General features: G+C 43.8%; 11 protein-coding genes. 2 read left to right on the top strand and 9 right to left on the bottom strand.

Annotation, left to right across the window (positions count from 1 at the left end; all coding sequences use genetic code 11):
- Window positions 1–50: 50 nt before the first annotated feature.
- The 7 genes from PUQ00_RS06235 to PUQ00_RS06265 all read right to left on the bottom strand — a co-directional run bounded on the left by PUQ00_RS06235 (window position 51) and on the right by PUQ00_RS06265 (window position 6,860).
- Window positions 51–2,015, bottom strand: coding sequence for a galactose oxidase-like domain-containing protein (locus tag PUQ00_RS06235; RefSeq protein ID WP_300414236.1), 1,965 nt, complete (start codon window positions 2,013–2,015; stop codon window positions 51–53).
- A gap of 349 nt (window positions 2,016–2,364) precedes the next feature.
- A complete protein-coding gene (locus PUQ00_RS06240) occupies window positions 2,365–2,967 on the bottom strand; it encodes a heme-copper oxidase subunit III (RefSeq protein WP_300414238.1) in 603 nt (200 codons plus the stop codon).
- A gap of 94 nt (window positions 2,968–3,061) precedes the next feature.
- Window positions 3,062–4,723, bottom strand: a complete 1,662-nt coding sequence (gene ctaD / locus PUQ00_RS06245) for a cytochrome c oxidase subunit I (RefSeq protein ID WP_300414239.1) — start codon at window positions 4,721–4,723, stop codon at window positions 3,062–3,064.
- Window positions 4,724–4,737: 14 nt separating this feature from the next.
- Entirely contained in the window at window positions 4,738–5,601 is an 864-nt protein-coding gene (locus PUQ00_RS06250) for a cytochrome c oxidase subunit II (protein WP_300414241.1), read from the bottom strand.
- Complete coding sequence (locus tag PUQ00_RS06255) at window positions 5,528–5,740, bottom strand: hypothetical protein (RefSeq protein ID WP_300414243.1); 213 nt, start codon at window positions 5,738–5,740, stop codon at window positions 5,528–5,530. The genes PUQ00_RS06250 and PUQ00_RS06255 overlap by 74 nt, the downstream gene beginning before the upstream one ends.
- Window positions 5,741–5,745: 5 nt before the next feature.
- Complete coding sequence (locus PUQ00_RS06260; RefSeq protein ID WP_300414245.1) at window positions 5,746–6,363, bottom strand: DUF2231 domain-containing protein; 618 nt, start codon at window positions 6,361–6,363, stop codon at window positions 5,746–5,748.
- Window positions 6,360–6,860 (bottom strand): DUF2231 domain-containing protein, encoded by a 501-nt coding sequence (locus PUQ00_RS06265; protein WP_300414247.1) that lies wholly within the window; start codon window positions 6,858–6,860, stop codon window positions 6,360–6,362. The genes PUQ00_RS06260 and PUQ00_RS06265 overlap by 4 nt, the downstream gene beginning before the upstream one ends.
- Window positions 6,861–7,833: 973 nt before the next feature.
- Between PUQ00_RS06265 and PUQ00_RS06270 the strand changes: the two genes are divergently transcribed.
- Both PUQ00_RS06270 and PUQ00_RS06275 read left to right on the top strand, forming a co-directional pair.
- Window positions 7,834–8,406 carry a chemotaxis protein CheB gene (locus PUQ00_RS06270; protein WP_300414249.1) on the top strand — a complete coding sequence of 191 codons (573 nt, stop codon included), beginning with the start codon at window positions 7,834–7,836 and terminating at the stop codon, window positions 8,404–8,406.
- 4 nt (window positions 8,407–8,410) lie between these two features.
- Window positions 8,411–10,456: a response regulator gene (locus tag PUQ00_RS06275; protein WP_300414251.1), complete on the top strand. Its 2,046-nt coding sequence runs from the start codon at window positions 8,411–8,413 to the stop codon at window positions 10,454–10,456.
- Between the two features lie 263 nt (window positions 10,457–10,719).
- Here the strand turns inward: PUQ00_RS06275 and PUQ00_RS06280 are convergent, their stop codons facing one another.
- Complete coding sequence (locus PUQ00_RS06280; RefSeq protein WP_300414253.1) at window positions 10,720–11,091, bottom strand: DUF2237 domain-containing protein; 372 nt, start codon at window positions 11,089–11,091, stop codon at window positions 10,720–10,722.
- Between the two features lie 702 nt (window positions 11,092–11,793).
- The coding region (locus PUQ00_RS06285) for a hypothetical protein (RefSeq protein ID WP_300414255.1) at window positions 11,794–12,043 on the bottom strand (250 nt) is incomplete at its 5' end.

Here is a 12,043-nt window from a genome sequence, read left to right on the forward strand (position 1 = left end):
ACTGTTGCCGGATTAAATAACAGCAACAGTAGATTTTAAAAGTGATGTACTTACGCTTCTAGGTTCACTATCTTGGCGTGAGAAGGAAAGCCGTCATTATTGACGTAGAAAATCATGTAGTACCCAGGTGGATAAAGGTTGGCGTTTGTGGGTACTTTAAAGCTGATAGAGGATTTATCATCTGAAACTTTTTCTATCTGCAAATCTGCTAGTCGTTGCCCATAATCAAAAGCGTGAGTAACACTACCCAACTTAATTAGAACAACAGACCCGTTGGCAGTACCATCTTTGACTGAGATTTCCCTTGATTCACCGTATTTAAGTGTTTGCAGATTAGTTGTGATTTCTGGACGAAGGCCATCCTTAAACAGATAAGGTGGATTGAATATCTCTGCTTGCCAAATTTCAGCAGGTACAAAGGGTTCTGGGTCGTTTTCTACGAAGTAATCTTGAGGATTTTCGTAATAATGAGCCAGAGAGAACTCTTGAACATTCCCTGATTTGTCTTTCAATTGTGGTATTTTGTAATACTCTTTGGGATCTGGCAGCACATCCACCCGAACTGTTCCATCTTCTTGTCTAGCTGCACGACTAGCATTGCCACCAATACTTAAAACACGAGCATCTGGTAACAAAAGAGCGCCATTATGATACAACCTGGGAAACTTGCCAGGATTCATCGGAGTAGTTTTATAACCTCCTGGAGAAAACTTATCTTGAGTCATCAGTAATGGCTCATAGACCGGCTTGTATTCTGCAAATTCACCACCATTGATGGTTAAGATTTCTTTGGTGGGCAGAATTACAGCCAAATTCATCGCCCGAGGCTTATCGAGGAACTTCTCAACGATTTTCCATTCCCCAGTCGACTTATCAGTATGTTGTGGGGAAACCCAACGTTCTAAACTGGAAGCAATCTTTACTCCCTTTGCTTCTAAATCAGTGTTGGTCTTGCCTAGATAAGGTCTACCAAAGTTAATGTCATTGGTGCCTAATATACCCCCAATAAGTAAAACATCTCCTTCGTTATTAGGATCAAGCAGCCCAGTTCCGTAAACCTTTGATATCGCTTGTCTGTCGGGGCCTGGTTCAAAGCTGACGGTAAATTTTTCGGGATTACTTGTGTTAACAGTCATCAAATAGCTCTTTTTGCTCTTGTGAACCTCAAGAGGAAATTTACCGGCACCATCACCTGTAATTAGTAGCTTGCCATCAGCAGTAGGAAAGACACGGGGATAAACATCAATGTTGTCGTAAGTATCTGCTTCTAGGGAAACTTTGGTATTGAAGGGACTATTTTTTACATAGGTCAGATCAATATATTGAAATTTCTTAGTTATGGGATCGTAGATTTCAATGCTTGGAGTAATTTGACCAGGTTTGCCATATTTTAAACCAGAGAAAATAACAATTTTCCCATCAGCTAAAGTTACAGGGCTAGGATACCAACGTCCCTCTTTAAGTGGCCCAACTGTTGACCAGGTTTCAGTTTTCCAGTCGAATACGTTAGTCTGTTTTGAGCCTTCAAATAATTCACCTGGGTAGTAGCGATTAGAGCCACTAATAAAGAGAATATTCCCATTTGCTAGGTGTATGTGTCCTGAACAAAAAGGATCATTGCTTTGTCCATTTTGGATCGCAGGAGGCGAAGCAATGCGTTTAAATGTAGCATCTTTAGGATCGAACAAGGCTGAATTATTAATTACTTGCTCATCACTCCCGTTGACTCCATCTACAAATTTGTTTTCTTGATTCAAGGTGTTACGATTACTACTGCCATTGACAATTAGTATTTTGCCATTAGGCAAAAGTGCTGTATGAACACCTTGAATCCAATCTTTTTGGTTTACAGGTTTGGGAACTATGTCCCATTTACCTTTTGTTTTACTTGTCGGATCAATTATTTCTGATCGCTTTACAGATGAAGAGACTGCATCAGCTCTGGCTAACCCTGGATTGATCAGTAATCCTACCAAAAATAGCAGAATTGCTAGAAATGCTAGTCTTCTTTTCACAGATTTATTTTCAAAAAAGTTATAAAACATTGTTGTATGTGTTGTTCCACAAGATAGTCGTGCTTGCAAGGTTTTACGTCAACTAAAATATTTCTTTTAGTTGATGTAAAATCCTTCAAGTCCAATAAGTCTAAATTAATTTTTACTTTACAGCTATTTGATTGATCAAGCAAACAAATTTAAGTAATATTACGGGTTGACAAAAAATTATAAGATAAATAATACAAAATATAAATAAAAGATAATTTATTTATGGAAGTGCTTAACAAAGATGCACACCGATGAATTATCTGTATGCATCTGTGATTCTAAATATCCTTAGACTGTATTCTCACAAGAAGTCTAATCTTTACTGCCAAACATAGATAAGGAGAAACAAAATAATCCAGATAACATCGACGAAGTGCCAGAACAACGAAGTTGCATTGACGCCGAAGTGACCTGTATCGTAGTTGCCAGGTATGAAAGAACGTACCAAAATTATCAACTGCAACAGAATACCTGTGAAAACGTGCAAACCGTGGAAACCTGTTAGTAGATAGAATGTACTACCAAATACCCCGGAGGTGAAGCCAAAGGCAAGACCGTTCCATTCAATCGCCTGTCCAACCAAAAAGTAAGTTCCCATCGCCATTGTTGCCAAGAGAAATAGGCGATATTTCACTAAGTCATGGCGTTGAAGGGCGCGTTCTGCTAAGTAAATCACAAAGCTACTGGCGACAAGAATTACTGTGTTGATTGCTGGTTCTTTTATTTCTAGTCCAGAAACACCAGTTGGTAGCCAGTTAGGAGTTGTTGTTTTGTAAATGCCATATCCGGCGAAAAAACTTAAAAAGATGACGCTTTCGGACAGTAAGAAGACAATGAAGCCAAACATTTTGTTGCCTTCTTCGTCGTGGCTGTGTTCTGCGGCTGTGTGCTGCAATTCATGAGGATTGATATAGGTGTCCACTGTTGCTTTTAGGTTGAGGGGGAATTTGAAACGCAAAGGAACGCAAAGGGAAGCGCAGAGGGACGCGGAGGGTTTTTGCGTCTTCCCTTTGCGGTTATTCTGGGAGGTTGGCTGTTAAGGGTTCTGATTTGCCGTAGCCGTAGGGTTCGGAGATGATGATGGGAATTTCTTCAAAGTTTTCTACTGGGGGGGGTGAAGAAACTAACCACTCTAGTCCAATTGCCCGCCAAGGATTAGCTGGTGCTTTCTCGCCTTGCATCCAAGAAATTACCATGTTGAATATGAAGGGCAAGGTGGACATTCCTAAGAGAAATCCGCCAAGGCTAGCGATGATATTCCAGAATTGATACTCTGGGGCGTAGGAAGCAACTCGGCGTAACATTCCTTGCAATCCTAATGGGTGCATGGGTAAAAAGTTGAGGTTGGTGCCGATGAAGGCTAACCAAAAGTGGATTTTACCCCAGCTTTCGGAGTACATCCGTCCGGTCATTTTGGGGAACCAGTGGTAGATGGCAGCAAATAAGCCCATCGTCACGGTGCCATAAAGGACGTAGTGGAAGTGTCCCACTACAAAGTAGGTATTGTTAACGTGGACATCAACGGGCACGGAAGAAAGCATGATGCCTGTGATGCCAGCGAAGACAAACATGACTAATCCGCCCAAGGCAAACAGCATGGGGGTATTTAGCCGCAGTTTACCGCCCCAAATAGTCGCTACCCAGGCAAATACTTTAATTCCTGTGGGTACAGATACAAACATCGTCGTCAGCATGAAAATCAACCGCATCCAGCCTGATGTACCACTGACGTACATGTGGTGTACCCAAACAATGCCACTGACTACTGCAATCAAGATGGATGAAATGGCAACTACTTTATAACCAAATAGAGGTTTACGTGAATAAACCGGGAAGATTTCTGAGAAAATCGCAAAGACGGGCAAAATAATCACGTAAACGGCGGGGTGGGAGTAGAACCAGAAGTAATGCTGGAACATTACTGGATTCCCTCCCTTGGCGGGGTCGAAAAAGGCGGTGCCAACTGTGAGGTCGAGTAGCAGCATCACTGCACCTGCTGTCAGTGCAGGTAGTCCGAATAGTTGGATAATCTGGGCGCTAAACACTCCCCAGACAAACAAGGGCATCCGAAAGAAGCCCATTCCTGGGGCCCGCATCTTGACGATTGTGGTGACAAAGTTGACTGCGCCCATAATTGAGGATACGCCGGATATTGCCACCGCTAAGAGCCAGAGAACTTGACCATTAATCAAGTTACCTGTGGGATTCTGGAGACTAACTGGCGGGTAAGACCACCAACCGGCTTGGGCTGGGCCACCAGGGACGAAGAAGCTACCCATCATGATAATTCCGACTACTGGCACCATCCAAAAGGCGACGGCGTTGAGGCGGGGAAATGCCATATCTCGCGCCCCAATCATCAGTGGCACTAAATAATTAGCAAAACCAACCAGTGAAGGAAATGTCCACAAAAACAGCATTATAGTGCCGTGCATGGTGAACATACCGTTGTAGACGGTACGATCGACTAAATCTGATTCGGGTGTCATCAGTTCTCCCCGCATCACCATCGCAAAGATACCGCCGACGAGAAAGAAGAAAAAGGAGGTAACGAGATACTGGATACCAATAACCTTGTGGTCGGTACTAAAGCTGAAGTATTCTTTCCAGCTACTTGGAGATTCGTGGTTAGGCTTCTCATTCGGGAGAAGGATGCCTTCAATAGGAACATTAGTCATGGGTTATTTTCCTTTCAACCAGGGGAATTGACTAGAGGAGATGCAGCAGGTGGAACTGTAACCCAACCAGTTTGGACTGATTGATTGGATCTTTGGGCATACTCAGAAGCTGCCTGATTATTTGCTAGGGATGGCTTTTGGGTTGCAGCTTGGGCTAGCCACTGTTGATAATCTTCAGGAGATTCGACAACCACATTCGCTTGCATCGTCGCAAAGTATGTGCCGCTATATTGGGAATCGGTCAATCGGTATTGTCCGGGGCGGATGGGAGTAAATTCAAAGTCGATCGCATGGTTGGGAATAATATCCTGCTTGAGGCGAAATGCAGGTATATAGAAGCCGTGGAGAACGTCTTGCGATCGCAGTGCTAAACGTACCCGGCGATCGCTCGGTAAATGCAATTCGGTACTGGTAATATCTCTTTCAGGATAATGAAAAACCCACGCCCACTGTTTAGCTAGTACGTCGATTTTCTCAACGGGTTCTGCTAAGGCGTTAGCTGCTACATCTTTTGGTTCTGTATAAGCCGATTGCATTGCCAATGGATTATGCAGGTGAACTAATTCCGATGGGCCTTGAATCCCCATTTGTTCGTAAACTTGGTAGCTGTAGCCCGCAATCCAAAACACCAAAAGAATTGGGATTGCTGTCCAGACAACTTCTAAGGTGACGTTGCCATGAATTGGGGGGCCGTCGGTGAAGTCATCTTTGACTGCCCGATGGAAGATCACAGAATACATCAGAGTACTTGTTACTCCCAAGAAGATGAAGGCACCGAGGGTTACTAAGAAGCTAATCAAATCATCAATTAGTTGGGATTCGGCCGCTGCTTGGGGAGGAAGCCAGGAGTAAGCCTGCTTGCCGATCCAGAGACTCATAGAAGTCACTGCGATCGCGCCTGTAAGCAGTGTCAAAATATTTAAAATCTTTTGGATTTTCATGGTCATTGGTTATTGGGCATTGGGCATGGGGCATTGGGGATGGGGGATGGGGCATGGGGCATTGGGCATGGGGCAAATGACTTATTTAAGTGTTGTGTTGAGGTCTTGGTGCAATCGCAGCAAACTATCTGCTGTATTGTGTATGCCAAATTCGGTAGCCATTTGCGCCCCTAATGTCCCGTGGACGTACATAATCAACATGATTGCTATGCCTGCGAACAAATAGATCCATTGCACTTCTCTATCTGTCTGTTTATATTCTTTTTTGCCCCAAACAAAGCGCTGCCATCCTCTCCAGATGGTCATGCCAACAATTAGCGCTAATAACAAGACACCACCTACACCATGCCAGAGCATAGTTTCCATTGCCTGCAATCCCCAGGCACTCTTCATATCAGCTGGTGGTGTTGCCAACAGCATTTCGTAAAAGCCTGCTGTCACTGTGAAAAATGTAATGATGCTGGCAGCTAGCATGTTGTACCAGCCAACATCAAATAAGTTGTCACGTTCCACAGTAATTGCTAAAAATTTGAAGACCCATTTTTCAAAGGGGAACAGAACACCAACAATATCAAACGTTATCCCAATGATGAATAAACCTAGTGTCAAATGGACTAAGTTGGGATGAATGGGAATTGTGTAAGGTAATCCGTTTGCGCCTAAAGAGCCGGTCAATTGGTCAATCAGTTCTGAGTTCATCGCAACAGACCATCCTTTAATGCTTCCACAACTGGCACTGTATGCAATCCATACACCCAAACAAGTTCATCTCCGAGATATACCTGCAAGCCAACTATCAGAGTCAAAACTAGTCCGGCTCCCAAATAATAAATTGGTACTTTTTGCGGGTTGCGGGCACGAATTACATAGCGCCAAGCTGTAATCGCTGTGATGATTCCCGAAAGTGACCAACCAATAAGTGTATGCAAATTCAGCACGGATTTGGCTAGGGTGTAAGGTTGTGCTAAACCCGCTTCAAACTGACCAAAAATAATCGCGACGAAGATGGCGATCGTGGCAACTAACATATTCCACCAACTCACCTCAAAAAGACTGGCTTTACCAGTAAAATAGCCAATTACGTCACAGAAAAAGGAAAACAATACCATCGCAATTACGAAATGGACAAGGATGGGATGAATCGTATCTGGATAGGGTAAATTGTGGTCGTTCAAAGATGTCAAATACTCAAGCATTCTATTCTCCTGGACATATCTATCGCACTTTGATCAATCAATTTTGGATTACCGATAGCGCAGCCTCAACTCTTGGAGAGGCTCCGCCAAGGAGTTATCGAGCGTTTTTTAGATTTATTCCGTACCTGATGGAGCATAAACCAGAAGACCTTAATCCCAAATCTCAAATCCTAAATCTCAAATCGCTGGTCAAACTTCAATGATTGATGGATACTCACTAACATCACCACAAGTATCCATCCATAATTGACCGAAATCTGTTCAATATCTGCGCGGTGCAATACGCTTAATCATGTCTTAGCTTTTTGTAGACAAATTTAGTAAACTTGCCTACATTGAATAACTTTGATTGCAATTAATTTCCTCATGCCCATAGCCTGCAACAGCAATTTTTGATGTAGCTAAACCAAATCGCTGTCGTTTGTTGATTTGCTTAACTTATCTTTTAGCTTAGGTAAATTTTTATGAATTGTCAAAACAATAATAATTAAAATTCTAAATGTTAGTTAGTTAGCAAAAAAATATTCCCACAATGTATCGATTCTGGCATTATTTAAGATTTTACCAAGCCTAAATATAATATTTTTCTGTGAAGTATTTCACAATGATAAAATATTTAATTGTCATGCAAATGACAAAAATATATAATTTTCAGTAGTTGGTATAAAAGCAAAGAAAGGTAAGTTAGTAGCTGTGGTGGAACTGGAGAATGCTAAAAAGATTTTATCAAACAGAATAAAGGTGCCAGTCGCCAGAATTCACTTGGGTATTTTGTGCGACTGGTGGATGAATAAACGGCGTTTAAGACCCCCACCAAATTTTCTTGTTTTGTGGTCAACAAGAAAGTGGCGGGTCTGAATCCCTCACTGATTGCATTCTAACGAATGTATTCTGACTTCTGAATTCTTCTTCAACAGCCATCAAATCACACTAAGATTGAAACCCACATTCTACAGATATCAGGACTAGGCAAGTGTCGTTTAAAATTGTGGTAATTGGTACTTCTTTGGGCGGGTTATCAGCATTAAAAATTATTCTGGGGAACTTACCAGCAGACTTCCTAGTGCCGATCGCGATCGTGCAACACCGTCACAAGGAGTCTAACAACACACTCCAGGCGTTATTACAAGAATCCACTTTGTTACCAATTCGAGAAGTGGAAGACAAAGACGAAATACTACCAGGACATATCTACCTAGCTCCAGCAGATTATCACTTGCTGGTTGAACTAGATCACTTTGCTCTTTCGACTGATCAGCCTGTTTCCTATGCTAGACCATCTATTGATGTGCTATTTGAGTCAGCAGCCGATGTCTACAATCAGCAAGTCATCGGTGTAATATTGACAGGAGCAAACCAAGATGGTATGCAAGGTCTTAAAAAAATAAAAGCGCGGGGAGGAATTACTATTGTACAGGAACCTGCCACAGCCCAGAGCAACGTTATGCCAGAGGCAGCAATCTCTGCTGTTGCAGTAGACTGGATTTTGACACTTTCAAACATTGCTTCCCAAATGGTCAAGCTTTGTCACTTATCACGGAAATAAACCCATGCAGATGGAACCCAAAGTAAACATTCTCCTAGTGGATGATAAGCTAGAAAATTTGCTGGCACTAGAGGCAATCCTAGAAAAACTAGGGGAAAATCTCGTGAGAGCTACTTCTGGGGAAGAAGCTTTGAGGTGTCTGCTGCATCAAGACTTTGCGGTGATTTTGCTGGATGTGCAAATGCCAGGGATGGATGGCTTTGAAACTGCTACCTTGATTCGCAATCGGGGGCGATCGCGTCACACTCCAATTATCTTTCTCACCGCCTTTAGCACTAGCGACCAAATGCTATTTAAAGGTTATGCCTTGGGTGCAGTTGATTATTTGCTCAAACCATTAGACCCCAATATCTTGACTTCTAAAGTCACAGTATTCGTAGAACTATTTAAGAAAACAGAAGCTGTCAAGCAGCAAGCCGCGCAGCTGGTAGCTGTGAATGGGTCACTCAGGCAAAGTGAAGAACGATTGCGATCGCTAAGTACCTGTTCACCCGTTGGCATTTTTGAAATTGATACTGAAGGAGGCTGTAGGTATACTAATCCCCGCTATCAGGCAATTTGTGGCTTGAAAGCGGCAGAGAGTTTAGAAAAAAGATGGCTAGAATCTGTTCATCCAGAAGATAGAGAACGAGCAGTTGCTAGTTGGTTTGACTACATTCGTGAAAATCGTGACTACTCTGAAGAGTTTCGCTTTCAAACTGCTCATGGTAGCATCCGTTGGGTTCAGGTTCGCTCATCACCGATGCTTTCCAGTCAAGGAGAATTGCTGGGATATGTAGGCACCCTCGAAGATATTACTGAACGCAAACAAGCAGAAGAAGTCCGCGCTCAAGTGATTCGAGAACAGACGGCAAGACAGGAAGCAGAAGCAGCAAATCGAATGAAAGATGAGTTTCTCGCCGTTCTCTCCCACGAACTCCGCACACCTCTAACCTCTATGCTGGGCTGGTCAAAAATCCTCCGCTCTAAGAAACTTGATGGCAAAGCCACTTCCCGCGCCTTAGAGGCGATCGAACGCAACGCTATATCTCAGATGCAACTAATTGAGGATATCTTGGATGTATCCCGGATTATCCGTGGTCAGTTGCGGTTAAATGTATCTGCGGTGAATCTGATCTCAGTGATGGAGGCAGCCTTAGAGGCAGTGCGTCCCCTGGCAGAACCAAAAGATATTAAATTAAATACTGTTCTGGATACTTCGGTAGGGTCAGTTTATGGCGATCCAGCCCGGTTACAGCAAATTGTCTGGAACCTACTAACTAATGCCATTAAGTTTACCCCAAAGGGTGGCAGGGTAGAAGTGAATTTGTCAGTAGTCTGTGGTGAAAAACAACAGACAGCCCACAAATACGCCCAAATTCAAGTTATTGATACGGGCATTGGCATCAGTTCGGAGTTTTTGCCCAAAGTATTTGAGCGTTTCCGGCAAGCAGACAGCACCACAACGCGATCGCACAATGGACTAGGATTAGGACTAGCGATCGTCCGTCATCTAGTGGAACTGCACAAGGGTACAATTTTTGCCCAAAGTTTAGGCACTGGACAAGGAGCAAACTTTACTGTGAGACTACCACTGCTACAAGACAATAGGGGTAGCAGGGGGAGTAGAGAAGCCACAGGAGAAATTTCCTCCCCTGTGGCATCGATGCCGCTTGCTGGATTAAAAGTTTTAGTTGTAGATAATGAAGGAGATACCCGTAACTTTCTCAGTTTTCTGTTTGAGGAGTATGGAGCGATCGCCACTGCGGTAGCATCAGTTGATGAAGCGCTAGCAGTAGTTGAACAAGCAAAACCAGATATCCTGATTAGCGACATCGGCATGTCAGAACAAGATGGTTATACACTGATTCGGAAACTGCGCTCTTTAGAACCAGAAAAAGGCGGATGTATCCCAGCGATCGCTTTAACAGCATACACGCGACAGGAAGACCGCTTAGAAGGGCTAACAGAAGGGTTTCAGCAGTATTTATCTAAGCCAATTGACCCCACTAAATTGATTGCTATGGTTGCCAATGTATTAGAACTACCTCTGCAAATTCCAGTGAGTTAATTTTGAACTAGAGAGTGGGCAGTGGGGGCAATACGGTTCGGATAAGGTTTTTTGATGAAACACCCTAGATCGCAAAGACGCGATAAATCGCCGTCTTTACAATATCAGTCCTTTGTAGAGACGGCGATTTATCGCGTCTCTTGCCTTAACCGAACCGTATTGGGAATGGGGAGATGAGGGAGATAAGAGAGCAGGGGGAAAATTCCTCTTCCAATGCCCCATGCCCCATGCCCCATGCCCAATGCCCCATGCCCAATGCCCAATCAAGACCAAGTTAGAGCATGTTTTTTCAGTTCGTCTAGGGAAACCACTTCCAAAGCTCTAGCATGGGTTCCAGAGAGAATCACGGGTGGAGCAACGCCAGCTTCGAGAGCTTCTTGCCAGCGAGAAGCACATAAACACCAGCGATCGCCAGGCTTGAGTCCAGGAAAATTAAAATCAGGAGCCGGTGTGCTGAGGTCGTTCCCCCGCGATTTGGTGAACTCCAGGAATTCTGATGTCACTTGGGCACATATAACGTGTGACCCGAAATCCTGACCACCTGTGCGACAAAAACCGTCGCGGTAAAACCCAGTTATGGGAGAAGTACAGCAAGCCTCTAGGTTTCCATCGATTACATTTTTAGCGTCTGTCATCGTGAATTCGTTGCAGTTAATTTTTCAACTTCGATATAAGCCTATATTGGCACTTTCCTAGTTGGATTAAGCTAAACCACATCTAGTTTACATATCTAAAATTTATATAACTCTTGTGGGGTGGGCATCTTGCCCCCCCTAATTATGCAAGTTAAATGTGTAACAGCTTAAAATCGCTATCCCTTATTAAGCAGGGAATTCTAAAAGTTTAAAAAATATTGGGCGAATAGAATAGAGCCTCCGGCACGCTGACGCGTAGCTTGCTTCTCCGTAGGAGTACCCTACTATACAAGCAAAGTCCACCTCCGTGGACTAATACAAAATCAAGAGGTTTTAACTCACGGAGGCGGTCACTGAGCTTGCCTGCCCTGAGCTTTGCCGTACCCTTCTCCTGTCGGAGACGCTACGCGAACGGGAAGCAAGCTACGCGTAGCGTCTTGTAGAGAAGGGTCGAAGTGTAAGTTTTGCCTGTAGCCGCGATTTCTAATCACCCGGATCTTACAGATCATCTACTGTAGGACTTACGCACAAGAGATCCCCCAACCCCCTTAAAAAGGGGGCTTTTAAAGTACCCCCCTTAAAAAGGGGGGTTAGGGGGGATCTAGGTTTCAGGTTTTGAGTGCGTAAGTCCTGTACTGAATATAATCGCCCGCCTCTGTGGAGAACTTGAAATATCTAAACGCCAGGGCTTTTGCCAACCATCTACTTAATATCATCACAGAGATGCCTGTCGCTCTCACCCAAATTCGAGTTATTCTGTAAATAATCATGCAACCAATTGCAACCCCGCACTAACAAGTGATCTAAATTCTCCACAGGCCACAACCGCGCTGTCTTGTCATCTGATGCCGTGGCGATGGTTTTGCCGTCCGGGCTGAAACTCACACTTCTGACCCAGCCTTGATGCCCTTTGAATTCTTGCAGCAGTTGCCCTTGCAGGTTCCACAACCGC

Origin of the sequence: Nostoc sp. S13 (assembly GCF_029379315.1) — a bacterium.
Taxonomy (GTDB): Bacteria; Cyanobacteriota; Cyanobacteriia; order Cyanobacteriales; family Nostocaceae; genus Nostoc.